We start from the raw sequence: 23,647 nt of genomic DNA on the forward strand, positions 1-23,647 counted from the left end.
CAGCCAAATCAGCGCCTATCCCCAATGGTGATTTTTCCGTTAAGAAAGCATCATTAATTGACGGTGAATCCATGGGTGGAGCAACTCCCGTTTTCAAGGGGTGTTGCAACGACCGCTAGAACTCGCCGAGTTCTATCGGTGGATCAAGGCTTAGAGCATATGCCGGTGACGGAGCATCAGGGGCGAGCGGCACAGCATGAGCACGCATAGGGGCGGGATACTTCCAAGTGGACCCGCGCATCGTGGTCACATTGAGCCGGCAAGCCGCGTTAATTCTGGGCCTGGAGGGCAACCCGGATTGGGTCTACACGCCCGAGCCGGTCGACAGCCGAACGGCCCAGCGAATTCGTGACGAGCTCGCACACCGCTTCGAGGAGTGCCAAGGCTGGGACCAGAGTATCGGATGGCCCGGAGGCCACGACGTCCACGGTGAGCACATGATCCGCAGAAGCGGCCACGGGCGACAACCACCTGTCAGTTACCAAGATGACGATCGCTCCGTGGTCCCGCGCAATTCGCGCCCGCTTCTCAGACACAGCGTCATAGCGCCGAAAATCAAAGATCACTGCCACATCCATGCGGCCGAGATCCTCGAGTATGGCGGCGGCAGCAACCGTGTTTGACGGTAAAGTCTGTATGCCCGGACGCATGGGTGAAAGTTGCGTGAGCAGGTGCGTGGCAAGGATGTTGGAGAATGCTCCACCAAACGTGAGAATCTTGCGCTTTCGATTGGCCAAGAGCTCCGCCACGTGTTCAATTTCGGTGTCCCTGACCATCGCATAGGTGTGTTCTATTCCGCGGATCTGGGCCTCTCTGACCTCCTGGAGAGCGCTCCGTGTTTCTTCTTGACCTTCGGTTACGGTACGCACTGTCTGCGACAGGTTCGACTCGTGCCTGGCGCCTACTTCGCTCCGGAGCGCCGACTGGAAGTCACGGAAGGATTCGAACCCCAGCGTCTTCACGAACCGAAATACCGTGGGGCCGCTGACGCCAGCCCCGATTGCCAAGCTGGCGACCGTATCGAGGCCCGCCACTGGATACTCGGAGAGAAGTTTCCGCGCGACTCTTCGCCCGGACGGCGAGAGCTCCTGCATTGCCGAAGCGATCCTCTCTCCTACCGTTGTCTCAAGACGCTTCATATACCCTCCGTGATCGTGAAACAAACAGTACAACTGTGTCGTACGCATCACAATATGTATAGTGTGTTACTAATCACTCGGCCCGCGGTCAGGTTCCGCTGCATCGTCCCGAACGAAAGTTTGCGCACATGACCCATTCCCAAAGTCTCCCGCCCCAGACCACATCGGTTCCAGGTGCATCGGCGCCGTCTTCTGGCGGTGCAGCCCCCAAACGCCTCCGGCTTTGGGGAGTAGCCGCCATTTCCTTGGGCTTCATGGGACCGGTCATGGCCATGTCCCTCAACGGCATCGGCGTCTCCGGACTGGTCGGAAAAGCAGTGCCATTCACGTTCATCGTCTCTTTCTTTGGGACCATGCTCGTTGCCTATGCATTCATCCGACTCACCCGCTACATCACCCACGCCGGGTCTGTCTATGCGCTGGCAGGATCCACACTTGGTCCACGCGCCGGGTTCTTCGGGGGCTTTGCCCTGCTGGGAACATATCTCTTCTTTGCTGCATGCATAGCGGCAGCCTGCGCTGTGTTCTTTGAAGCCATGCTTACTCAACTCGGGTTCACTTTGCCTGCCGGCTTGTGGATTCTCGTTCCCCTTGTCGCCGCGGTCTTCGTGGTCCTCCTCAATATCCGTGAGTCGCGGGTAACCGCACGCACCCTGCTGGGAATCGGATTTGTGGGTATTGCCGCAATGGTGGTCCTAAGTATTGTCATCATCACAAGCGTCGGCACAGGCAGTGCCCCCGTCTCCACAGGCCTCGATTTCTCCACCCTCCTGCCAGGCAATGCCTCGATCACCGCCGTCATGACCGCTTCGGTGTTTGGCTTCCTGTCTTGGGCCGGCTTCGAATCCGGGACTACGCTGGGTGAAGAAACACGAAATCCAAAACGTGTTGTCCCCATCGCACTAAGCATCGCCGTCGTCCTCGCTGGCGTCATTTACACGTTGGTGATGTTTGCACAGACCATCGGCTATGGGACAGACGCCGCTGGCCTGTCCGCCTTCGCCAATGCCAGTTCAACGCTGACAGATCTCGGCTCGACGTACATTGGCCCGTGGTTCTCCGTCCTCATCGCGGTCGTCGCATTCGCCGTCGCGTTCGCTTCGCTGCTTTCAGCCACGGCAGCGGCTGCCCGCCTGCTGTTCGCCTTGGCACGTGATGGATTCGGCCCGAAGTCATTCGCCAAGGCCAATCCAAAAACCGGAGTGCCAACGCATGCGGTCGTGAGTGTCACCATCCTGACCATGGGGCTGGCCGCGTTGCTGGCCATTTTCGGCGCCACGGCAGTGGAGGTCTACTACTGGTACGCAACAATCGCCGTGCTGTGCATGGTTGTTGCCTACGGAATGACCTCAGTGGGCGTCATCCGCTACACCTTTCAAAAATCGTCCCCCATCCCGAAGTGGGAGGTAGTGGTACCAATCCTCGGCTTGAGCTACCTTGCATTTGTATACGTTGTCCAGGTAGCAGGCCAGGAACCCCCCTTTAGTTACTTCCCTTGGATCGCGGGAGGTTGGTGCCTAATAGGACTCCTGATCGTGCTCGCCAAACCTTCCCTGGCCGACCGAATCGGCAAACGACTCACCCTAGAGGACCTGAACTGATGACGAACACTACGGATGAACTCATCTTCTTAGCAACCACCGACATCGCTGCCGTCACCAAAGGGCGTGCCATGCGCCTCGCCGACTTTAACCGAGACTCCTCCCTGGGGTGGGTTCCCGCAAATCTCGGCATAGGCCCGTTCGGACACATCGCCGAGGGCATCCCATTCGGGTCTTCAGGAGACCTGCGCTTGAAACCGGACCACTCATCACTGACAAGGATCGATGGCATCCCCAACCAGCCACCCGTCTCCATCGCTTTTGCCGATATTGTCGAGACTGACGGCTCCCCTTGGAAGAATTGCCCACGCAACTTCCTTCGAAAGGTAATTGAGGACCTGCGAACCGAATATGGCCTTGGTGTTGAGGCGGCATTCGAACACGAATTCACTGACATGTCAGCGCCATCCACCCCAACACACCCATTTTCGTTGGCAGCGTTCCGTGACGCTGAACCCATCGGCTCCGAAGTGATGGCCACTTTTGCCCGAGCTGGTATGGACCCCGAATGCTGGCTTCCGGAGTACGGTCCGCACCAATATGAGGTGACGGTGGGGCGAACGGACGCCTTGGCTGCAGCGGACCGCGCCATCCTTGTACGCGATACTGTCCGGGCGCACTACACCGCCAGAGGCCGCAAGGTCTCCTTCTCCCCCGTTGTAACCCCCGGTGGTGACGGAACAGGCGTCCACGTGCATTTCGGATTGGACGACCTTGACGGCAATTCATTGGTTTTCGATGGGAGCCAGCCAGGCAGGGTGTCCGAGCTGGCAGCCAGGTTTGCGGCAGGAATCGTCAGGTACGCGCCCGCCATGGCGGCCCTCTACGCGCCGCTGCTGATTTCCTATCAACGACTGATCCCCAACAAGTGGTCAACAGCACGGGCTTTTCTGGGACTGCAGAACCGGGAGGCGCTGCTGCGCATCGCCCCCACCAATGAGATCGACGGACGCGATCCGAAGTCACAATTGCACTTTGAGTTCCGTGGTGCCGACATCGGTGCGAATCCTTGGTTGCTTTTGGGAAGCCTCCTGCGTGCTGGCCTGGAAGGTCTTCGCCAAAATCTCGATCCAGCCCCCGTCATAGAGGGCGATCTCGACTTGGACGGCAAACACTCCGACCTGGCCGAGCTTCCTGCCAGTCTCGACGAAGCCCTCACCGCACTCATGGCGGACAAGACCGTCTCTGGATGGTTTTCCACTGAATTTTTGCAAACCTTCCTTGCGATCAAACGCGACGAGATCGCCCATTTGAAGGATCACTCCATGACAGAACAATGTGAGGCTTACTCGAATGTTTACTAAGCACGTCTCGGCTCTCGAGTGGATCAATGAGATTGATCTCGTGGACCACCACTGCCATGGCGTCATTGACGCGAACCTGGACCGCTCCGGGTTTGAAGCGCTAATCACCGAATCCGATGCTCCGGCTCCCGCGGGGACCACGTTCTTCGACACACAACTCGGTTTCGCTGTGCGCGGCCACTGTGCACCTGTCTTGGGGCTGGAGCCGTTCGCTACACCCGAAGCCTACCTGCGACGCAGGAAAGAGCTGGGGGGTGCCGAGGCCAATGCGCGGTTCCTGGCAGAAGCTAATATCAACACCTACATTGTCGAAACCGGGCACCGGGGTGACGAGATCCTCTCCCCTGAGGGCATGGGCGCCCGCGCCCATGCCAACTTCGCAGAAGTGGTGCGGCTCGAGCGCCTCGCAGAAGAACTGCTCGAAGCAGGACAGGCAGTCGAGGGTTTTCGCACCGCGTATGGCCATCTGTTGGATAGAAGGCTGACCACAGCTGTGGGCGTGAAGTCAATCGCGGCCTACCGCGTTGGGCTGGATTTCACCCCCGGGCCACCGTCCGACGCCGACGTAGACCGGGCCCTCACCCGTTGGTTCGCCCAAGCCGCAGAAAAGGACAGCTCCAGACTTACGGATGAAACGCTCATACGATTTGTGCTGTGGGAAGCTGTTCAGCGCAAAGTTCCGATTCAATTTCACATCGGCTACGGTGACCCCGATGTTGATCTCCACCGCTGCAACCCGTTGCTTCTGACCGAGTTTATGCGCCGAACACGCGGCAGCGGCGCGACGGTGCTTCTGCTGCACTGCTACCCATTTCATCGCGAAGCCGGGTACCTCGCCCACGTTTTCGAGCACGTCTACTGTGACGTGGGACTGGCTGTGAATTATTCCGGGGCTCAAGCGGAACAGATCATTGCGGAGTCTCTCGAGCTGACCCCGTTCCACAAAGCCCTGTTCTCCTCCGATGCCTTCGGGGCATCCGAGTTGTACTACCTGGGTGCAAAGCAGTTCAGGACCGGCCTGGCCCGGACCTTGGATCGATGGTCAGCCGCCGAGGGGTGGCCAGAGACCGAACAACGCCGCATTGCGATGCTCATCGGCTCAGAGAATGCGCACCGCGTCTACAGCCTAGACAAGCCTCCCTCCCAGGGTTCGCGGCAGTGACGATGACAGATTCCCAAGCTGCCCTCGCCGACCTCGCTGCAAAGTGGAGCTCAGCTCTGGAACGTGAGTTGCCTGCTGCACTCGAGTTGCGAAGGGCGCTTCATCGGAATCCCAGAGGGTCGGGCAACGAACAGGATACTGCTGCCAGGCTTGAGCGAGAACTGGCGGGTTTCGTCAATCTGCAGCCTGTCGCAGGTACCGGTCGTGTTGGCCGGGTTGGACCTCTCCAAGGTCCTGCCGTTGGACTGCGGGCAGAACTTGACGCTCTGCCCATGACGGAGCGTGCCCATGCTTTTGCCTCAACCAACGGAAGCATGCATGCATGCGGACATGACGTGCACCAAGCTGCACTGGTTGCACTGGTCCGTGCCTCAGCTGGTTTCGACCTCCCCGTTGGGCTGGTTCCGCTGCTCCAGCCGCGCGAAGAGACTTATCCGTCCGGTGCCCTGGACATAGTTGGAGCGGGAGTGTTGCAGGACTTCGAGATAGCGCACATGATCGCAGCCCATGTTCATCCCGCCGTCCGACCCGGTGCAATCGCTATTGGAAGTGGCTTCATCAATGCTGCCGCAGACGAAATCACCATCACCGTGCAAGGCCGCGGCGGACACGGCGCCTACCCCAACGAGGCAACTGACGCGGTGGCAGCCATTGCTCACATCGCCATTGGGCTGCCCGAGGTGGTCAGACGGACCGTGCCCCCGCTGCGACCTGCGATCATCAGCATTGGCACCATGACAGCAGGCGAAGGAGCTGCAAACGTCCTCCCTGGTGAAGCTCGCATCCGCGCTACAATGCGAACCACCACTCCTGCAGACCGCGAAGCCCTGCTTATAGCCGTGGAAGTCCTGGCCACACACCAGGCCGCAGCCTACGGGACTGAAGCCGTCGTCGACATCCAGCATGGCGAACCCGTGCTGCTCAACGACGCGATACTGGCAGACTATGCTGACGATTGGCTGGCCCGACTCGGCATCGATGGTGCAGAGCCCATGCGCTCGCTGGGAGCCGACGATTTTTCCTACTACTGCGATGCCGTTCCGTCGGTCATGTGTTTCGTAGGGGTTGAAACTGCCGGCGTAGATCCTCAACCTCCCCTACACCATCCCCAATTCCTTCCCACCGAAGCTGCCGTCGGTGCTGTAGCCCAAGCATTGCTCGCCGGATATCTTGCAGGCGCCGAGCGCATCCTTGGCCACGAGCACCACCGCTCCCAGTTTTTGGAGGGTGTACCTTCATCGCCGGTGCCCTCGTTGTCCGCGAATGATTAACGAAGGAGCATAAGCATGTCCAGTCCCTCCCTCTATTGCCATGATGAGCAGGCCATTGCCGGAGTCGAGAAACTGCGCTTCTTTCCACTCGCTGTCGAATCCGGCCGCGGCTGCGTGCTAGTGGAACCGGGTGGCCGCGAACTGCTCGACTTCAGCGCCAGCTGGACAGCCTCCGGCATGGGACACGGCCATCCGGACATCGTGTCCGCCGTGTCAAAGGCGATCGCAACCGCTCCTGGCGCGTCCATCCTCTCCATGACCCACCCCGACGGCGTTGCTCTCGCGGAGCAGCTTCTGGCCTTGGTGCCGTCGAGACCCAGCCTGGACGGTCCACGACGCGTATATCTTGGGCATGCGGGAAGTGACGCCAACGATGTTGCATTGAGAGGTTGCCGCCACGCAACGGGGCGCTCCGGCGTCATCGCTTTCCAAGGCGGTTACCACGGCGGTTTGGGGATTGCCCAAGGAGTTTCCGGCATTCATGTTGACTCAGGTTCACCGGCGGATCCCCATGTCACTTTTGCCCCGTATCCAGCCTCCTATCAACCCCATACCGGTGATGCCGCCACCGTGGTGCCCGAAACTCTGCGCCGCGTGCGGCTGGCTCTGGCCGCCCGCACCATAGCCGCCGTCATCGTTGAGCCACTGCAGTCCGATGGGGGCCTGCTGGTCCCGCCACCCGGATTCCTCGAAGGACTGCGCCAGCTCTGCGACGAATATGGGAGCTACCTCATCTTCGACGAGGTCAAGGTTGGCTTGGGCCGGACCGGCTTTCTGCACGCGTTCGAACACGACGGCGTTGTTCCCGACATCATCACACTGGGCAAGGCCCTCGGCGGCGGACGTCCGCTGTCGGCCGCCATCGGCCCGGCCGCTGTCCTTGACCACCCCACCGCTTCCGCGCTCATGACAACTGTGGGCAATCCAGTCTCCTGCGCCGCTGGACGCGCGGTACTCGAGCTCCTGGAAGAAGGAGAGCCTGTCCGAAATGCGGCGGAGCGCGGTAAACAGTTGTCCGGACTTCTACACGCATACGCCTGTGCCCCAGTGAGGCCCGGTTCAGCCCACGTCGGCGACGTGCGTGGCCGCGGGTTGTCAATCGGTGTCGAGATCGTTAAAAGCCGTGATGGAAAAATGCCCGATGACAAGCTCACGGCGAAGACAGCCTTCCGTGCGTGGGAATTGGGCCTGGTGGCCTACCCGGTCCGGGGCAATGTCCTCGAGTTGACACCTCCCCTGACGGTCTCCGAGCTGGAAATCGAACGAGGAGTTGAATTGTTGACCCGAGCCATCGATGATGCTGCGCTGGGGGTGGTGTCCGATGCCGCCATCGAACCATACTCAGGGTGGTGACGGGCTGCTCACCAAGAAGCCGCCTGCACCGACCCGGAATCGTTTCCGCCATCGCTTAACCGGGAGCACCGGCATTCTCCGCTCCGACGTACAAACAACAAAAAACGCTCCGGCACGCATTTTCATGCGTGCCGGAGCGTTTCTCCCAAGTGCACCCCTCGGGACTTGAACCCGAAACCCATTGATTAAGAGTCAATTGCTCTGCCAATTGAGCTAGAGGTGCATTTTATGCGACCCGCAGAGCATCGGCGAGATACTCATACGGGCCTAACCGCCGCTAACTTTGAGAAAAGCGCCTTGGCTATCAAGAACAATACCTGTACCTAGTTCGAATTCCCGCATCGACAACACCATCTGAGCCTCAAGTCACACAGCTACGGCAACCGCCCGTCCCGTTGCTTGCGCGCCAGGCTCCATGGTGCGCTTGAGCCAGTCGGCATGGAAAGGCCGTACTGGGCGACACAAGGGAAGAGCATGTATCGGCTTTCGCTTTGGCACTAGCCTTGGACTGTGAACGAACGTGAGTATTTTGAACGACCACTGGTGGCCAGCCTGCGATGGCTGCTGGTCTTTGCAGAACTCGCGAAGGCGGTCGCCGTTGCGGCAGTGCTGCTGCTAGGTGCCTTGGTATTGGTGGGCTGGCTCTTCGACGCGGTTCCGGCGCTGCTGCCTGAGGGTTGGAGCCTGGCAACTTTTGACCTTGCCGCACGATGCATTGTGGGGTCACTTTCCGTTGGCGTGATTGTCGCGTTGCTCGTGGGAGGCGTGATTGGCTCCTTGTCCGTCCGGCTCCCCCGTCATGGTCCTGCCCAGCTCTCAGGCAATGTGGAACCGGACCGAATACTGATCGTGGCATTGATCCTTGTGTGCATAGTTTCCGGCCTCGCTGTCATAGCAGGTGCGGTGCTGTTTTTTGGAGGCCTGGGCGACGGCCCGCTCAGCGTCGATTCGCTGGCCATGTTCCTGATCAGCGGCACAGTGCTGACAGCCTGTGTGTTGGTCGCTGTCTGGCTCAAATGCTCCGACGAGAACCCCGAAAGTCCATGGATTACCGGTCCCCAGTGGTTGGTCGTTGCAAGCCATGCCAGGGAGTCACGCGGGTTTCGGGCACCGGAAGATCGAGTTGTTGGCGATTTTTCGAAGTCCTCGAAGGGTGCTTCTCGGAACTTGGACAAGGGTATTCAAGTGGCAGCGTGGATTGTGGGAACACCTGCATTGGTCATTGCCATGATGCTCTACCCAGCGTTTCCAGGCGCGAACGCCAACATGGCCATTCCCGCTGCGGTGGTGGCGACTCTTGCCCTGTCCTTGGCAGCGTCTGCATTCGTGCTTGTGTTCCACAACGTCCTGGCATTCGTCCGTGTGCGACGCACTGCTGCCGAATTGTGCACATATTTCCGAACAAGCACAAGCTCCCGACCGTCCAAGGTGGACACGCGAGCCATCATGGCAGGAGCATCCAACGGCCGGTCGGTTTTCCGGGTCATTGCGGGCTTTAGCGGCGCAGCCGCCATTGTCTTCTCCGGATTGGCCGCAAGCGTGGATGCACCGCGAGGCTGGCCGGATACCGCCCTGCTCTACCCCGGCGCTTCAGTCTCCGGCTTCCTCCTGCCCGCTGCAGTCTTTGCGCTGGTGGCTGTGGCAGTGGTACCGATCAGATTCCGCAGCTTGGCCAAGGACGCTGAATTCCGCAACTTCATCCGTGAGGACCGATACCACCTCGCGAAGCTGGCTAGGCAACCAGCTCAAAAATCCCTCTGACAGTGGCTGCCGTTGCTCCCAGGTAAGCGAGCAAAACCACCAAAAGGCGCGCACGTGCTGGAGTTATCCTTTTAGAAAGTACCTCTCCCGCCACAAGACCGGCAATAATTGCCGCGGCAACCGCCACCCAGACCCAAGGTTCCATCTGCGGCATGGATGCAGGACTCGCTACGTACTTGGCCAGGATGGAGGCCAGCCCCACGGTGAGGAAATACGGCTGCATGGTTGCTGCGAATGACTGCTGCCCCCACTTGGAGGCGACAGCGTAAACGCTCATGGCCGGCCCGCCAACGCCAGCCGTGGTGTTCATGATCCCGCTGGTCGCGCCGGCAATAATCATTGGTTTCAGCCCCGATTCAGGCTTCAGCGACTTCATCCGCAGGGACACTGTGAGGCTGACAAGCACAAGGACACCGACCCCCACCTGCAGCCACGCCCCCGGAATGTACCTGACGATGACCGCCCCGGGGACAACGCCCACGAGCGCGGCAGAGGCAAGGATGAAGTACTTTTTCCAGTCAATATGCCCCAGCACCCTGAACAGGATCAGCAGGGAGGACAGTGCACCACAAACATTCACCAGGACAATCCCTGTAACAGGTCCCATGATCAGCACAACAAAGGGTGCCGACACCAAGGCGAACCCCATGCCAGTCAACCGTTGCATGGCTGCGCCAACGAAGACCGCAAGTGCAAGAAGCAGTGCCATCTCCACGATCATGGGCGCGTGTTCTTAATGCCGGTTGCCCTCACCTGATGCGTTCGCATGGTTCCCCCTCCCGGCCCGATTCTTTCACAGCGGGCGTGGAAGCCCGGGTTGTGGGCTGATTTTCAATCGGGCTGGCGATACTCTCCAATCCACTGCCCGCTGCGGGGACGGCGTCCGAAGAACAGACCGCGGTTCGCAGTGACAACGATTCCCGCCACGATCAGCAGCAAAAATGTTTGGATGATCTTCGTATCCGGATGGGTCATGAAGACTTCATTGGCCAGATTCGCCGTGATGTGGAAAATGATCGCGATGAGGATGCTGCGCCCGGTGCTGAAGTAGAGCCAGTTCATGAGGATCACGAACGCCACCATGGACAACGGGAAGTTGAGCGTGTGGAGCCAGCCCATTTCGACCACCTCGTTGTGGTAATAGCCCTTGATGAATCCCAAAGGGAGGTGCCACAGGGCCCAGAAAACTGTGAAAACCAGGGAGGCAGTGAAGACGGACATGCTTCTGATCAGCGCATCCGTGCCATAACTATGCCAAGCGAGCTCTTCGAAGATCGCCGCACCGATGAGCGTGAACCACACTGGCAGCAGCCCCGCAGAAAACGTGAAGCCTCCCCGGAACTGAAACTGCTCGGGGCTATACCCAAAAAGTAGCGAGACGGCTTGGGCAGCCAGAATGCTGGCCAACAGCAGCACCAATGTCACCACCAAGTAGATCCAGCTGATGCGGCGTGGGAGCAAACGCTGGAGTATGTCTTTCCGGAGATCAGCCCTGCGGCGGACCAAAAGAATGACCACAAAAATGGGCGCCACCAGGCCGCAGACGCCGAGCACCGCCGTCCACACCTGAACCGCAGCAGTCTGTTCGCCGAGCTGGCTGAGGTAGGCGGCGAGAAACCAGAATGACCAGGGAATGATGGTTGCCAGCACATAGAAGGCAACGGGCCGATCGTACCTGTACGCCATGGGATGATCGATGGTCCTGCTCATGACGGACTCCTGCTTCGCACAAGGGTGAGTGATGAATCCAGCCTATGTTCAGTTCCAGTTGTGCGGCATCGGTGAAGGCCCTGAGTACACCCTGAGATAGACCCTTGGGCTTTCACGTTGGCTTCCTGCACGTGGAGGGTCAGTCGGCCGCCGTGGTTGAACGAACCACTCAACTCTCAGTTTTCCTCCACCCAGCTGAGAACACCGCTAGTGGGGCTGGTGGGAGTCGGCTGCGTCTGGTTGGGTCCGATCCTGGAACCCACGCGCAACCAGCTCTAGCTGATCGCAGTACTCCTGCCACCACGCTTGGTCCCCGACTGCCATATTGTCTTTGCCATCGCGGTGTCCCACACTGCCGTCGAGCAACTCGCGCGCAACATCTGCATGGCCGGCATGCCGATGCGTTTCTGCAGTCACGTACACCAATATGCGGGCGAGGCTCACCGGATTGCTCGCGGGATTCCGCAGACCGCGCCCACATGTCCTCATTCGGCTCGGCAGCGGGCAAACAACTTTTCAAGTCCTCGTCGAAGGAACGGTTGAACACGACGCCGAAGTACCCGGCTTCGAGCCCGGCTAGGTGCTTGACCAGCCCGAGGAGGTTTGTGCCGGTCGGTGTCAAGGGGCGGCGTAGATCGTACTCCGACAGGCGTGCGAGTTTCCAAGTAATCGCATCACGCCCCCCCTGCGACCATCAGCCTGAACGTAGGGCAGTCCGAGAACCGCCAACCAGTACATCGCAGCAAGTAAGGATCCGCGGCAAGCCATGCCCTCATAAGTGCGAATTCAGTCGTGAGGAAGGCAACCGCGAGTAGGAGTTCTTGCATTCTGCCGCTGGGCATCCCCGCCACATTGGCACATGATCTGCGCAATATTACCGGCAAGTAACAAAACCTCTCCACAAACGTTGCGCACCAAGGTACGCTGACGAATATGAGCCAATACCAGCCTCCTCTTGCAGACATTACCTTCGCCCTTGAGCACGTTGTGGGATACCCGGACATCGCCAAACTGCCAGCTTTCGAACACGCCGACCTGGACACAGTTGTGGAACTCCTGGAGCAGTGTGGGGAGTTCATGGCTGAAGTGGTGGCACCCACCAACCGGCAGGGCGACACCCAAGGTTCGTTGCTGACCTCGGATGCCACGGTGGTGACCCCGGACGGCTTCAAGGAGGCCTACCGGCAGTACGTTGAAGCAGGCTGGGGATCGGTGCCACTTCCGGAGGAGTTTGGCGGCGGCGGCTTCCCCCGCACGGTGGGCCTTGTCATCCAGGAACTCATGACCTCCGCCAACATGGCCTTTTCACTGTGCCCGCTGCTGACGCAGGGTGCCATTGAAGCGCTGCTTCACTACGGTGACGAGGACATGAAGAACCGCTACCTGCCCAAGATGGTCAGCGGCGAGTGGACCGGAACCATGAACCTCACCGAGCCGCAGGCAGGCTCCGACGTGGGCGCACTGACCACCCGGGCCGTGAAAAACGACGACGGCAGCTACTCCATCACGGGGCAAAAGATCTTCATCACCTACGGCGACCATGACATGGCCGAGGAGATTGTGCACCTGGTTTTGGCCCGCACACCCGGCGCCCCCGAAGGTACCCGCGGCATCTCCTGCTTCATTGTGCCCAAGTTCCTCATCAACGACGACGGCTCCGTAGGAGCCCGCAACTCCGTGCAGACTGTTTCACTGGAACACAAGATGGGCATCCACGCTTCCCCCACCTGCGTGCTCTCCTTCGAAGGAGCCACCGGCTACCTTATTGGGGAGGAAAACTTGGGCATGCGCATCATGTTCGTCATGATGAACAGTGCCCGCCTAGGCGTGGGCGTGCAGGGGCTCGCCGTGGCGGAGCGCGCGTACCAGCAGTCATTGACGTATGCGCAGGAGCGCCACCAAGGGCTTGCCATCGGCGCAACGGGGCCAAGCTCCGCGCTGATCGAGTTTCCCGATGTCCGCCGCATGCTCATGACGCAGCGGGCGGGCATTTCCGCCATGCGCTATCTCATGCTCCTTGACGCCAGCTACGTGGACATCAGCAGCAACCATCCCAACCCGGCCGTGCGTGCCCGCGCCAACGAGATCGTGGGTATCCTGACCCCCATCTGCAAGTCCTTTGGCACGGACATGGGCAATGAGTTCACCTCGCTTGCCCTGCAGATCCAAGGCGGCATGGGCTTCATCGAGGAGACCGGTGCGGCCCAGCACGTGCGCGACGTGCGCATCGCCGCGATCTACGAAGGCACCAACGGCATCCAGGCCGCGGACTTGGTGGGTCGTAAGCTGGGCGTCCGCAACGGGGCCTCAATGCTGGAGTTCCTGGCCACCATGCGCGAAGTTGAAACAGACTTGGCCGACGCCGGAGAGCAGTTCGCGACCATCTGTCAGGAACTGGGGCGGCAATTCGACGCCCTCCACGAAGCCACCGTGTGGATGCTGCGCACAGGACAGTCAGACCCCAACGCCGTGCTCTCGGGTTCCAGCCGTACCTGCGCATGTGGGGTTTGTGCACCAGCGCCTGGATGCTGTCGCGTGCCGCCGTGGCAGCGGCCGCAACCGGCGACGCCGAACTGGCGCAGTCCCAACTGGTGCTGGCTCGTTTTTACGCTGAGCAGGTGCTGCCACAGTCCGCAGGTCTGCTGGGCGCGGCAACCGCTGGCTCCACGGACCTCTTTGCCTTGGACGCCCGGGAGTTGTCCGGGCCCGGCCGCCGGGTCCTGAACTAAGAGCACATTGTTGCGACCCCGCCGTGGCTTCAGCTGCGGCACGGTCACGCAGGGCCAGCTTCGCCAGGATCGTGGCCACGTTGTTCCGTACCGTCTTTTCCGACAGCAGCAGCCTACGGGCGATCTCGTGACTGCTGCGCCCTGCGGCAACGTGGGCCAGAATCTGGTTTTCCCGCCCCGTTTGTTCAGCGAAGCTCCGGGCGGTGGAGGTTCCCGGTCCACCCACCATGTATTCGGCCACTCTGCAGCCCACCTGACTGCCAAAGACCGTTCCACCGGGGGCCAAGGTCAGCACGGCCCGCACAATCTCTTCCCGGTCCGCGCCCTTGAGCAGGTAGCCACTGGCCCCCCGCAACGGCGCCCATCCCATCCACGCCCGGCATTTCCAAGTCGGTCAGGACCACCGCCGGGCGTTCCAACGCCACGATCCTGGCCAGTCCGTCGCCGTCGCACGCCTCACCGGCCACCACCAGCTCACCCGCGCCTGCGAGCGCGGCCCGGAGTCCATAAAGGAACATGGGGTGGTCGTCGGCTATGACGATCCGCACGGGGTCTGCCACGGGGTTGTTCATGGTGTGACCTGCTGGGGTGTGGCTGCCGAGTGCACCGATCCTGGGAGCACTGGGGCTGAGGGCATGTCGGCGGCGAGCTTCAGGGCCAGCGGCAGAGTGAGGGAAACGCAGGTGCCGCCAGGTCCGGAGTCAACGCTGAGGCCTCCGCCCAGGGCCGCAGCCCGCTCCCTCATCGATGCCAGCCCGATGCCTGCCGCAGCGTCGGGGCCAAAGCCTGTGCCGTCGTCGTCCACGCTCACCGCGAGTACCGGGCCGTGCCTGCCTCCCAGCACGTCCACACGCACCTCGACGTAGTGAGCGTGGGCGTGCTTGGCCACATTGGCCACGGCCTCGCTGGTGACGTTGTAGACGGCTTCGGCCACGGCTGGCGGCAGCGGGGGCAGTGCACCGATGTGGACGGTGTGGGGCAACTGGCCCGCCACGGCGGCAACACGCTGCGGCAGGACGGCGGCGAGCTCTGCGCCTGCGAGCGCTGCCGGGACGAGGTCCTCCAGGATGCGGCGCACCTCCCCCACGGCGCTGCCCACCTCCCTGTGCAGGACGTTGAGGAGTTCACGCGGTCCTTCCTGCCCCGGCGCCAGTGAGTCCCCCAACGCCTGCAGCCCAAGTCCGACGCCGGTGAGCGAGGGCCCCAGACCGTCGTGCAGGTCCCGGCGCAGTCGTTCACGTTCCCTGGCGGTGGCGTTCACCACGGCGTCGCGCTGTTCCTGCAGTTGTTCAGTCAGTGCCATGGCGTGGACGTCGGCGGCCAGTTGCGCAGCCATGGCCCGCAGCATCCGCTGGTCCCGGCTGGGGTAGCGCTCCCCCGGGGTCCGCCCGTCGACTTCAAGAGTGCCCAGGCTTCGCGCACCCCGTTGACCAGTCCGAGCCGCAACACGGCCTGGATCCCCAACAGCCTGTAGTGCAAGATGCCCACGGCGATGGCGGCCGGGAACAGAAACAGGCACAGGGCCCGCAGCCAGTGCCCGGGAACGCTGGCTCCAAGGAATTGGGTGGCAAGCAAGGCCATAACCGTTGCCAGCAGCCAAGCCAGCTGCGAGCGCTCGGGCTGGTTCGCCCGCACCAGGCGCACCACGCTCATGGCCCACACAGCCAGCAGCCCTGCCCCGAAGAGCAGCGCAGGCGGCCACGCCGGGCCAACCAGGGGCCCTGCTTTCGCAGTCCCGGTATGGAGCGCGTCCATGACCCATTGCACTTGGAACAGCGCAGCTACGGCAACCACCATCCCGCTGGGCAGCAGCCACGCACGGCCGGGCCACCGCCCCGATGGGTACAGCACAGGCAGCAGCCCCAACATTACGTAAATGGCGAAGCCCGTCACCGTGCTCAGGAGCAGCACCGGTGGTCCGCTGACCCAGGGGTTTGCCGGGCCCAGCTCTCCAAGGAATCCCGCATTGACCAGGCTCTCCTCGGTCAAGCCCAACTGAGTCAGCGTGCCCACCGCCAAGATGATCCAGCCGAGCACATTGCGCAGCCACACTGACGGCCTGCAGCCCCGCAAACAACACCCGGTGATGTGTCATGGGCCTGAGTCTTGCCGCACCATCGGTTACGGACAAAGGCCCGGCCGCTGCCAGTCCCGGGCAAAGTGCCCGTGCCTGCGGGACTGCTGCCCCTGTCCAAGCCTGCCCCGGGCACGCCACGGTGGGATCCTCAGCGACTTCCCCCCTCCCCAGTGGGAGAACACCCTCTAGCGAAAGGCCCGCCGTGTCCGCCCGAATCTCCCGCCGGCACCGCGCCCACCAGAAGCTCTAGCTCCGGAAACACACCGAGGGCCCGCCGCCACGTTGCTTTCCGCATTGCCGCCGGACTCCTTGCCTTGATCATGCTCGCGGGCTTCGGCTCCTGGCTGGTGCTGCTGGCTCCGTGGCTGGTGCTGCCCAACGTGAACGGCCATGGCTGGACGCGCACCGCCGAACTCCACCGGCTGGCTGATTCTTCTGCCAGCCTGCTCATGTTTGCCGTGGGTTTGGCCGCGCTGTTGCTGCTCATCCGCCCGCAGGGCCGCCCCGCGCTCCTGACCTGGACGGCATCCATGACTGCTGTGATGGTGGCGCTGGCGCCGGTGTCGGCCGCCATCCAAGGCAACGACGACCTCGAGGCCCTGATCATTTCCGTGCTGTTTGTTGCCGTGCTGGTCCTGCCGCTCATACTCCTGAACCCCGACCAACGCAGGATCCGGCTAGGGACCAGCACTGGCGCCCTGGCCCGCACTCAGGCCATCGCCGACCCGTCTGCTGATGTCCATTCTGGTTTCGGTTCCAGCCCTGGTTCCGGACCCGCCCCGTTGGCCAAGAGCGGGCTGCTGGTTCTGGGCGCTGCCGGCGTGGCACTGGTGGCCGGCGTCGTGCTGTGGCGAATGTTCGAAGGTGTGTTCGAAAATTCACGCGAGGACGACTTCCTCGGGCTGGCAACGCTGGGGCTCTCCTTCGCACTGGGCGCCCTGCTGTGCGTACGACGCCGGACTGGCTGGCTCACGCTGGTCTGGCTCCTGGCCGCCATGGCTGGCTACGCGGTCGTGGCTGGGGTGAGCATAGCGCTGACGTGAGACGTGGGGGCGGTGCCGGCAGTAGATTCGGTGCCGGGAGTAGGCCGTAGGTTGTCTACTTCCGGCGTTTGCCCGTGCGGACCAGGCGCAGTGCAATTCCGGCGGCAAAGACGAGCACACCCAGCCCCACTGACAGCGGCGGCAGTGTCGCCACCAACCCGAGGCAAGCCAGCGCGCCGAGCACTTGGAAGCCTTTCGGGTAGCGGCGGTCCTCCGGCGGCTGGGTGAACGCTGCAAGGTTGGCCACCAGGTAGTACAGCAGCACCCCGAAAGAGGAGAAGCCGATGGCCCCGCGCAAGTCCGCCACCAAAATCACTAGGCAAATGATGGCGGCCAAGAAAAGCTCGGCGCGGTGCGGCACGTTGTAGCGGGGGTGAACGGCGTCGAGCCATCGTGGCAGATCTGCGCCGCGGGCCATGGCCAAGCTGGTGCGTCCCAACCCGGCCAGCAACCCCAACAGAGCGCCTAGCGCAGCCACAGCCGCACCGACGTTCACCACCGGCCCGGCCCATGCCGCCACGCTGGAGGCGGCATCCGCCAGCGGCGTGGGGGTGCGGGCCACAGCTTCCGGGCCCAACGCAGCCAGGAGCGTGATGGCAATGACCACGTACACCACCACGGCAACTGACAGGGCAAGGATGATGGCCCGGGGGATGGTGCTCTTGGGGTTCTTGACTTCCCCGCCCATGGTGGCGATGCGTGCATACCCGGCGAAGGCAAAGAACAGCAGGCCCGCCGATTGCAGGATGCCGTACCAGCCGTGTGCGAACAACCCATCACCGATGATCCGTGACGTCTCCGCGCCCTGACCTCCCCACACCACGGCAACGGCTGTGCCCAGTGCCAGCAGCACCAGAACCACTAAAATCCGGATCAACCCTGCTGTGCGGGTAACTCCGTGGTAGTTCACGGCAGCCAAAACCACGACGGCGCCGATGGCCACCGGGCGTTCCCAACCGGCAGGTGCTGCGTAGGCGGCGAACGTCATGGCCATGGCCGCGGCACTGGCCGTCTTGCCAATGACAAATCCCCAGCCCGCCAAATATCCGGCCCACGGACCCAACCGCTCGCGCCCATACACATACGTGCCACCCGAGCTTGGATACACCGCAGCCAACTGGGCAGAGGATGTGGCATTGCAAAACGCCACCACCCCGGCCATGACCAGCCCTATCAGCAGTCCGCTGCCTGCGGCGGCGGCGGCTGGTGTGAAAGCGGCAAATACTCCTGCCCCCAACATCGAGCCAATCCCGATCACCGAGGCGTCAAAGGTTCCAAGGCGTCGGGACAGCGCCGGTGCGTTGCTCATGCAACAGTCCTATCGAAGATGATTTTCCGGTGTGCCGTCCTGCGCTGATCATGGACGGCATCAGTAGTCGGGTGCTGCCGGCAAACCGAAGTATTGCTCCAAAGTCTGGTAGCCCAGGTTGTGCATGGCAGTGGATACGCGCACTCCAACATAGCGCAGGTGCCAGGGTTCGTAGGCATAGCCGGTGATAGCTGTATAGCCGTTGGTGTACCTCACGATGAACCCGTACCGCCAGGCATGGTTCGCGGCAAAGGCACCTGCCGGTGTTGTGGCAAAGCACGCACTCAGCCCACAGGCCCCGTTGGGATTCCCAATGTCCATGACCAGCCCAGTTTGGTGCTCGCTGTATCCGGCCCGGGCCGAGATGGTGTCTGCATAGGCCCGGCCGTATTGGGCAACATACTGGTTGTACAGGGCAAGTTGGGTTGAGTATGACCTGAACCCGCTCACGGTCGTGATGCCAACTCCGCCCCCTGCCGCTGCCCTGAACATGGCCTGCAGCTGGTTGGCGGCTTCCCTGCGCATGTATTGGCTGCCCACCACCACCAGATCGGCGGGCGTCCTGTTGATGGGTGCATTGGGCCTGCGCTTGTTCACCACGTAGCCGATGCTGCCGCTGGTCGGCGTGACGCTTGTCCCTTGGCCCGTCCGCCACACGATGGACCCGCCCAGATAGAGCTGGGTGCAGGTCTTGGACGTGGTCCCCGTACATGCTTCATCGCTGCGGGGGTATCCGAGGGGGCTGTTCTCGTACCCCATTTGGGCGTACTTGGAGAGTATTCCCCCATGCACCGCATGCGCGCCCACTGAAGATTGCCAGTAGATGAGGCCACCCTGGAACTTTTGCACACAGCCCCGGTTCACAAGCGTGCAATTCTCGTCAGTGAGCGGATAACCCAGGAAGCCCCTTTCCCATCCGAAAGAAGCCCACCGCGCACGAATGCCTCCCAGGGAGACATGGGCGCCGGAAGCGGACGACCAATAGACGCTTCCACCCCTGTATTGCCGGTAGCAGCCGCCCGCCGGCAGGCCGCAGCGAAGCGGCGTCACCGGTTGTCCCAAGAAGCCGCCGGCCCCACCCACGGAGGCATACTTCGCCGCCACAACTCCTTGGTCGGGGGTGGCTGCCGTGGCCGCAACCGTGCCACCCATGGACAGGGACAACGCGGCAACACCCGCCAAGGCCCATTGTAGAAATCGGACACTCTTCATCGAATACCTCGACTGTTGAATGCGGCCACAACTATTGAGTCGAGCGTAGGAGCCGGCCAAAAGTTAGTCAATGGCATCCCGACGCTGCCCATGTGGGACACCAACCGTCGGACCGGGCTGCGGCTAGCCGCCACGGTGGCATCCTGCGCCTAGGATGAGGCTAGTTGCAACGATGCAAGGGAGGACCGTGCGCAGCACCATTAAGCCGGCCGGTGGCAATTATGGTGCCTTGCTGCTGCCGTTTTCCTCCTACCTCGTCGTGTCAATTGTTCACGTCGGCGCTTTGGCGTGCGACGCCGCTGGCCTTGCTGCAGCAACAAAACTGGTCTTGATGCCGGCTTTGGCGTTGGCATTGCTGTGGGGCTGGAGCCGTTCCGGGCGTGGGCTTGCCAATGTCCTTTGGCTGCTGCTGGCCGCACTGTTCTTCTCTTGGTTGGGCGACGGGGCAGGTGCGTTCTTCCCATTCGCGCCGTCGCTGCCGCTCATGCTGGCGTTCTTTGCACTAGCGCACCTTTGCTACATGTGGACGTTTTGGCGACACCTTGCCATCCGCCCGGCCCCATTCTGGGCTTGGCTTTTCGCCGTGTGGTGGGTGATGCTTGCGATCATTCTGTGGTCTCCGGCTGGTTCCCTGGCACCTGCCGTGACCGGGTACGGCGTCGTGCTCGGAGGAACAGCGGCTCTGGCAACTCGCTGCCACAGGACACTGATCTGGGGTGCCATATTTTTTCTGGCCTCGGACACCATCCTGGCTTTTCGGCTCTTTGTCCCGTATGCCATGCCAGCCTGGACCAGTCCGCTGGTCATGTTCACGTACACACTGGGCCAGGGCCTGATCGTGGCCGGTGCGCTCATGACGCTACGCAGCCATGTGGGTGCAGATAGTGTGAAGACATGACAAAGCATGACGGGAAGCCCGGTGAATCCGCTCCGCAGCGCAAATTCACGGTTGATGCTCTACTGTTCGACCTGGATGGGACGCTGATCGACTCCACGGCGGCCACCGAGCGGGCGTGGCGCTCGTGGGGCGAGCAACTCGGACTTGAAGGATTTTCATACGGGAGCCACGGTGTTCCGGCGAAGGCGCTGGTTGAGCAGTATGTTGACCAGCCCCGGCGTGCCGAAGCGTATGAGCTCATCAAGACACTGGAAATGTCGGACACCGAGGGTGTGGTGTGCAAGGCCGGAGCAGTTGAGCTGTTGCAGTCGCTACCGGCAGGTTCATGGACGATCGTGACGTCGTGCACGCAGGGGCTCGCAGAAGTTCGCATCGGTGCCGCCGGGATCACCGCACCGGAACACATGGTGACAGCCGATCAGGTCGCTGCTGGAAAACCCCACCCCGGTCCATTCCTGCTCGGAGCCGAAAGGCTGGGTGTCGACATCCGCCGCTGCCTCGTGGTGGAAGACGCACCGGCTGGTCTGGCATCGGGACGTGCTGCAGAGGCCATGACGCTGGCCGTGGCCGGGACTGCCCAAGCCCACACTTTGAAGGCGGACCATGTGGTGGACAGCCTTTCGCAGGTTGGTGCGCAGGTGCTGCCCAACGGACGGCTCGAGATCACGCTGGGTTTATACTGACGGGCGCATCCCATCGCTTGCTTCGCCTCGTGACCGACACGAGTTCATTAGTACGCTTGCTGGATGAGTGCGGCAACCTTTCCGACGTCGTCATTCGCCTCGAATACCACAGCGAGTTCAGTGTAGAAGCCCTGATTCACCATGATGGTGAAGGCCAGGTGACCACCCTTCTTGTTATCCATCACGCCCCCGAGCGTTTTCGTGACCAGGCGGTAGCGGTTGTTGAAAGCATCGCCGGCGAGGAGGGGTCCGGTCTTCGCGAACACTTTCCCGGCCGCCTTGCTGTCAGCCTGCACGTCGGCGAGCGAGCCGTCGACGCCGAGGATCGGCATGGTGCCTTGCCAGCGCTTCGCATCCGGGCGCTTGGCCATGATCGCCTGAATGTCGACGGCGTTCTGTGCGGTGATGAGGTTGCCGTCGAGCCCGGACCCGTCGACCAGAGAGGCACCCAGGGTGTCGAGCTTCGCAGCAGCCCAAATGGACTGCATCACCGGCATTCCGGCGTTGCAGGCGGTTTTTCCGGCATCGACGGCAAGACGACAGACCAGCGTCTGCGCACCGCGGTTGTAGCTGATCTTCATCACGTACTTCACCTCTTCACCGAGAGGCAACGACACAAGCCTGGCCGCAGAGCGCAGTGCGGCGACGGTAGCTTGATCGGGCAGGGATTGCTCGGGATTCGCCTCCGTCGGGTTCGCCGATACCGTCACTCCTACCCGCTGCAGCGCCTCGATGAGGGCCATGCGAGCGAAAGTCGCGGGGTCTTCGAGCTCGTAGACCTTGAGGGCGGGAGCGCTACCGGCGGCAATGGTGCCGGAGATTAGGATGGTGTTGGCGTCATCGGGGGCGACCTTGGGGTCCTCGATTTCGGTCTCCTTGCCCGCACCAACAGTCTGCACCTCGCTGACCAGCTTCCAGGGGGAGACAGCGGGTGTGAGCGCCGCCGTCGCGGGCTTGCCCTCCGCTCCGGGAGTGATCAGGATATCGAGCAGATTCTGGTTGATGATGATTGGCGTGACGGGCTTGTCGGCGAGTGTGCCGGTGAACAGGGGGTCGTCGACCGTGCCGTCGGCCTTCACCTCGGTGATGGCCGACGGCTTCACTGGGGTGGTAATCGTGTGATCCGGCGCCATTTCACCCAGACGGCGCCCGCACTGTAGGTCTTCACAAAGGAGCCCGGCTCGGCGAGCTTGTCGCCGTCCAGGTCGATCAGGGTCTCCCCCGTGTCGAGGTCTTCGACCGAGATTACCCAACGACCGCTTGAGAACTGCGGTTGGTTCATCACCTCAAGCGCCGCATCCGGAAGCCCGGGAACGGAGGTGATGCCGATGCACGGCGCGCTCGGCGTGCCCTCGGTCCGGGAGCGCCACCAAAGCATCCGGCGGTCAGCGAGGTGGCCGCGACGATGGCGATGATTTCGGCGCCGCGTATGTGCCTGGTTCGGGCGGGGCGCATAGCAGCGATTCGTTCACTCATTTTCCAGTTCCGTTCTGCAGGACGGCAGCGAGTGCCCGGAAGGCCTGGTTGGCCGGGTGCGATTTGTCGGCGACGCCCGACCCATTCATTTACACCACAATGCTCGCCCCTGTTTCGTTCTCATGAAAGGTTGCGGCGGTGAATCCCACACCTTCTCCGTTATGTCTCGACCAGCGGTCAGTTGTCCCCATCCCGACGGCGTAAAGGTCGTAGGGCGGTGCGGCGATCTTGTGTCCGATCTCGCACAGCTTCTGCGTTTCCGGCTTCAGCAGTGCACCGGATCCGAGGGTGTCTGCCCAAACGCGGCCGTCTTCGAGGCATCAACCATGTAGCTCGTGCCGGTTTGCTTCAGCGGATCAAGAGTGTGCTCCTTCAGTACCTGCGTAAAAGGCTCACCGGTCACCTTCTCGATCACGGCACCGAGCAGGTTGATGTTGGAGTTGGTGTGGACGAACTTAGTGCCGTGTGCGAACTGCGCCGGCTGGTGGAGAACACCGCTGTTGAGCTCATTGAGTCTGAAGATCTTCGCGGGGTCGCCTGCCACTGGGAGAGGAACGCCGCATTGACGTAGTCGGCATTGCCGCTGGACATGTTTGCCAGCTCGAGCAACGTGATCTGGTCCCCATCGGTGACGCCGCCGACATACTTGTTGAGGGTGTCCTCGAGACTCGGCTTGCCCTCTTCGACAAGCTGGAGGATCAAGGTGACGGTGTAGGACATCATGATGCTGCGGATGGGCCACACCATGTCAGTCCTCACGGGGATGCTTCCGTCGACGACGGCGAGGCCGGCTGCCGTTATCCGGGAGGCTTCGGCCGGTCACGGTGCTGGGGTGCTGCCAGCGTTGGTCACGCTGGTCGCGCTGGTCTCGGAGGGCGAGGAAGCGGAGGTACATCCGCTGAGCAGCAGGGCCAGCATG

Annotated in this window: 22 protein-coding genes and 1 tRNA gene; 10 read left to right on the forward strand and 13 right to left on the reverse strand. The window is 61.9% G+C overall.

Annotated features, from left to right (window positions below; translation table 11 throughout):
• Positions 1 to 269: 269 nt before the first annotated feature.
• Complete coding sequence (locus JMA46_RS10575) at positions 270 to 1,139, reverse strand: MurR/RpiR family transcriptional regulator (RefSeq protein WP_207345301.1); 870 nt, start codon at positions 1,137 to 1,139, stop codon at positions 270 to 272.
• A gap of 128 nt (positions 1,140 to 1,267) precedes the next feature.
• Between JMA46_RS10575 and JMA46_RS10580 the strand changes: the two genes are divergently transcribed.
• The 5 genes from JMA46_RS10580 to JMA46_RS10600 are packed head-to-tail and all read left to right on the forward strand — an operon-like array spanning position 1,268 to position 7,830.
• Positions 1,268 to 2,740, forward strand: a complete 1,473-nt coding sequence (locus JMA46_RS10580) for an APC family permease (protein WP_207345302.1) — start codon at positions 1,268 to 1,270, stop codon at positions 2,738 to 2,740.
• Complete coding sequence (locus JMA46_RS10585; RefSeq protein ID WP_207345303.1) at positions 2,740 to 4,044, forward strand: glutamine synthetase family protein; 1,305 nt, start codon at positions 2,740 to 2,742, stop codon at positions 4,042 to 4,044. The genes JMA46_RS10580 and JMA46_RS10585 overlap by 1 nt, the downstream gene beginning before the upstream one ends.
• Entirely contained in the window at positions 4,034 to 5,206 is a 1,173-nt protein-coding gene (locus tag JMA46_RS10590) for an amidohydrolase family protein (protein ID WP_207345304.1), read from the forward strand. The genes JMA46_RS10585 and JMA46_RS10590 overlap by 11 nt, the downstream gene beginning before the upstream one ends.
• 2 nt (positions 5,207 to 5,208) lie before the next feature.
• Positions 5,209 to 6,477 carry a M20 family metallopeptidase gene (locus tag JMA46_RS10595; RefSeq protein ID WP_207345305.1) on the forward strand — a complete coding sequence of 423 codons (1,269 nt, stop codon included), beginning with the start codon at positions 5,209 to 5,211 and terminating at the stop codon, positions 6,475 to 6,477.
• Positions 6,478 to 6,492: 15 nt separating this feature from the next.
• Entirely contained in the window at positions 6,493 to 7,830 is a 1,338-nt protein-coding gene (locus tag JMA46_RS10600) for an aspartate aminotransferase family protein (protein ID WP_207345306.1), read from the forward strand.
• Positions 7,831 to 7,980: 150 nt separating this feature from the next.
• Here JMA46_RS10600 and JMA46_RS10605 read toward each other — a convergent pair.
• Positions 7,981 to 8,053 (reverse strand) — tRNA-Lys (locus tag JMA46_RS10605).
• 287 nt (positions 8,054 to 8,340) lie between these two features.
• On the opposite strand from JMA46_RS10605, the gene JMA46_RS10610 reads away from it, so the two are divergent.
• Complete coding sequence (locus tag JMA46_RS10610) at positions 8,341 to 9,591, forward strand: hypothetical protein (RefSeq protein ID WP_207345307.1); 1,251 nt, start codon at positions 8,341 to 8,343, stop codon at positions 9,589 to 9,591.
• On the opposite strand, the gene JMA46_RS10615 is transcribed toward JMA46_RS10610, so the two are convergent.
• Together JMA46_RS10615 and JMA46_RS10620 are read right to left on the reverse strand one after the other, a co-directional pair.
• Positions 9,563 to 10,300, reverse strand: a complete 738-nt coding sequence (locus JMA46_RS10615) for a sulfite exporter TauE/SafE family protein (RefSeq protein ID WP_247647235.1) — start codon at positions 10,298 to 10,300, stop codon at positions 9,563 to 9,565. The two genes, JMA46_RS10610 and JMA46_RS10615, sit on opposite strands and share 29 nt — an antisense overlap.
• Positions 10,301 to 10,422: 122 nt before the next feature.
• Positions 10,423 to 11,301, reverse strand: a complete 879-nt coding sequence (locus JMA46_RS10620; RefSeq protein ID WP_207345308.1) for a CPBP family intramembrane glutamic endopeptidase — start codon at positions 11,299 to 11,301, stop codon at positions 10,423 to 10,425.
• A gap of 933 nt (positions 11,302 to 12,234) precedes the next feature.
• Here JMA46_RS10620 and JMA46_RS10630 point away from each other — a divergent pair.
• Positions 12,235 to 14,025 (forward strand): acyl-CoA dehydrogenase family protein, encoded by a 1,791-nt coding sequence (locus tag JMA46_RS10630; protein WP_207345309.1) that lies wholly within the window; start codon positions 12,235 to 12,237, stop codon positions 14,023 to 14,025.
• 190 nt (positions 14,026 to 14,215) lie between these two features.
• On the opposite strand, the gene JMA46_RS10635 is transcribed toward JMA46_RS10630, so the two are convergent.
• The 3 genes from JMA46_RS10635 to JMA46_RS10645 are packed head-to-tail and all read right to left on the reverse strand — an operon-like array spanning position 14,216 to position 16,082.
• Entirely contained in the window at positions 14,216 to 14,602 is a 387-nt protein-coding gene (locus JMA46_RS10635) for a response regulator transcription factor (protein WP_207345310.1), read from the reverse strand.
• The gene (locus JMA46_RS10640; RefSeq protein ID WP_207345311.1) at positions 14,599 to 15,366 is read right to left on the reverse strand and encodes a histidine kinase; all 768 of its coding nucleotides are present in this window, start codon (positions 15,364 to 15,366) and stop codon (positions 14,599 to 14,601) included. The genes JMA46_RS10635 and JMA46_RS10640 overlap by 4 nt, the downstream gene beginning before the upstream one ends.
• Positions 15,324 to 16,082, reverse strand: a complete 759-nt coding sequence (locus JMA46_RS10645; protein WP_207345312.1) for a hypothetical protein — start codon at positions 16,080 to 16,082, stop codon at positions 15,324 to 15,326. The genes JMA46_RS10640 and JMA46_RS10645 overlap by 43 nt, the downstream gene beginning before the upstream one ends.
• A gap of 339 nt (positions 16,083 to 16,421) precedes the next feature.
• Between JMA46_RS10645 and JMA46_RS10650 the strand changes: the two genes are divergently transcribed.
• A complete protein-coding gene (locus tag JMA46_RS10650) occupies positions 16,422 to 17,150 on the forward strand; it encodes a hypothetical protein (protein ID WP_207345313.1) in 729 nt (242 codons plus the stop codon).
• Between the two features lie 55 nt (positions 17,151 to 17,205).
• Here the strand turns inward: JMA46_RS10650 and JMA46_RS10655 are convergent, their stop codons facing one another.
• Positions 17,206 to 18,459 carry an APC family permease gene (locus JMA46_RS10655; protein WP_207345314.1) on the reverse strand — a complete coding sequence of 418 codons (1,254 nt, stop codon included), beginning with the start codon at positions 18,457 to 18,459 and terminating at the stop codon, positions 17,206 to 17,208.
• Positions 18,460 to 18,519: 60 nt separating this feature from the next.
• On the reverse strand, positions 18,520 to 19,671 hold the full coding sequence (locus JMA46_RS10660; protein WP_207345315.1) for a D-alanyl-D-alanine carboxypeptidase family protein: 1,152 nt from the start codon (positions 19,669 to 19,671) through the stop codon (positions 18,520 to 18,522).
• A gap of 187 nt (positions 19,672 to 19,858) precedes the next feature.
• Between JMA46_RS10660 and JMA46_RS10665 the strand changes: the two genes are divergently transcribed.
• Together JMA46_RS10665 and JMA46_RS10670 are read left to right on the forward strand one after the other, a co-directional pair.
• Positions 19,859 to 20,569, forward strand: coding sequence for a lysoplasmalogenase (locus JMA46_RS10665; RefSeq protein WP_348770124.1), 711 nt, complete (start codon positions 19,859 to 19,861; stop codon positions 20,567 to 20,569).
• Positions 20,566 to 21,252: an HAD-IA family hydrolase gene (locus JMA46_RS10670; protein WP_207345317.1), complete on the forward strand. Its 687-nt coding sequence runs from the start codon at positions 20,566 to 20,568 to the stop codon at positions 21,250 to 21,252. Before JMA46_RS10665 ends, JMA46_RS10670 begins: the two co-directional genes overlap by 4 nt.
• A gap of 47 nt (positions 21,253 to 21,299) precedes the next feature.
• On the opposite strand, the gene JMA46_RS10675 is transcribed toward JMA46_RS10670, so the two are convergent.
• The 4 genes from JMA46_RS10675 to JMA46_RS17470 all read right to left on the reverse strand — a co-directional run bounded on the left by JMA46_RS10675 (position 21,300) and on the right by JMA46_RS17470 (position 23,529).
• Complete coding sequence (locus tag JMA46_RS10675; RefSeq protein ID WP_207345318.1) at positions 21,300 to 22,385, reverse strand: D-alanyl-D-alanine carboxypeptidase; 1,086 nt, start codon at positions 22,383 to 22,385, stop codon at positions 21,300 to 21,302.
• Positions 22,352 to 22,630 (reverse strand): hypothetical protein, encoded by a 279-nt coding sequence (locus tag JMA46_RS10680; RefSeq protein WP_207345319.1) that lies wholly within the window; start codon positions 22,628 to 22,630, stop codon positions 22,352 to 22,354. The genes JMA46_RS10675 and JMA46_RS10680 overlap by 34 nt, the downstream gene beginning before the upstream one ends.
• A 363-nt stretch (positions 22,631 to 22,993) precedes the next feature.
• Entirely contained in the window at positions 22,994 to 23,251 is a 258-nt protein-coding gene (locus JMA46_RS17465; RefSeq protein WP_348770127.1) for a serine hydrolase domain-containing protein, read from the reverse strand.
• Positions 23,140 to 23,529 carry a serine hydrolase domain-containing protein gene (locus JMA46_RS17470; RefSeq protein WP_348770129.1) on the reverse strand — a complete coding sequence of 130 codons (390 nt, stop codon included), beginning with the start codon at positions 23,527 to 23,529 and terminating at the stop codon, positions 23,140 to 23,142. The genes JMA46_RS17465 and JMA46_RS17470 overlap by 112 nt, the downstream gene beginning before the upstream one ends.
• Positions 23,530 to 23,647: the final 118 nt, after the last annotated feature.

Origin of the sequence: Arthrobacter sp. E3 (genome assembly GCF_017353415.1) — a bacterium.
Lineage (GTDB): Bacteria > Actinomycetota > Actinomycetes > Actinomycetales > Micrococcaceae > Specibacter.

Coding starts and splice junctions, on each gene's coding strand:
- JMA46_RS10620 (WP_207345308.1), bottom strand. CDS start 11,301: ATGAGCAGGACCATCGATCATCCCATGGCGTACAGGTACGATCGGCCC.
- JMA46_RS10655 (WP_207345314.1), bottom strand. CDS start 18,459: ATGAGCAACGCACCGGCGCTGTCCCGACGCCTTGGAACCTTTGACGCC.
- JMA46_RS10575 (WP_207345301.1), bottom strand. CDS start 1,139: ATGAAGCGTCTTGAGACAACGGTAGGAGAGAGGATCGCTTCGGCAATG.
- JMA46_RS10590 (WP_207345304.1), top strand. CDS start 4,034: ATGTTTACTAAGCACGTCTCGGCTCTCGAGTGGATCAATGAGATTGAT.
- JMA46_RS10580 (WP_207345302.1), top strand. CDS start 1,268: ATGACCCATTCCCAAAGTCTCCCGCCCCAGACCACATCGGTTCCAGGT.
- JMA46_RS10630 (WP_207345309.1), top strand. CDS start 12,235: ATGAGCCAATACCAGCCTCCTCTTGCAGACATTACCTTCGCCCTTGAG.
- JMA46_RS10640 (WP_207345311.1), bottom strand. CDS start 15,366: ATGGCTGCGCAACTGGCCGCCGACGTCCACGCCATGGCACTGACTGAA.
- JMA46_RS10680 (WP_207345319.1), bottom strand. CDS start 22,630: ATGCTTTGGTGGCGCTCCCGGACCGAGGGCACGCCGAGCGCGCCGTGC.
- JMA46_RS10595 (WP_207345305.1), top strand. CDS start 5,209: ATGACAGATTCCCAAGCTGCCCTCGCCGACCTCGCTGCAAAGTGGAGC.
- JMA46_RS10670 (WP_207345317.1), top strand. CDS start 20,566: ATGACAAAGCATGACGGGAAGCCCGGTGAATCCGCTCCGCAGCGCAAA.
- JMA46_RS10615 (WP_247647235.1), bottom strand. CDS start 10,300: ATGGCACTGCTTCTTGCACTTGCGGTCTTCGTTGGCGCAGCCATGCAA.
- JMA46_RS10660 (WP_207345315.1), bottom strand. CDS start 19,671: ATGAAGAGTGTCCGATTTCTACAATGGGCCTTGGCGGGTGTTGCCGCG.
- JMA46_RS10585 (WP_207345303.1), top strand. CDS start 2,740: ATGACGAACACTACGGATGAACTCATCTTCTTAGCAACCACCGACATC.
- JMA46_RS10600 (WP_207345306.1), top strand. CDS start 6,493: ATGTCCAGTCCCTCCCTCTATTGCCATGATGAGCAGGCCATTGCCGGA.
- JMA46_RS10635 (WP_207345310.1), bottom strand. CDS start 14,602: ATGAACAACCCCGTGGCAGACCCCGTGCGGATCGTCATAGCCGACGAC.
- JMA46_RS10675 (WP_207345318.1), bottom strand. CDS start 22,385: ATGGCGCCGGATCACACGATTACCACCCCAGTGAAGCCGTCGGCCATC.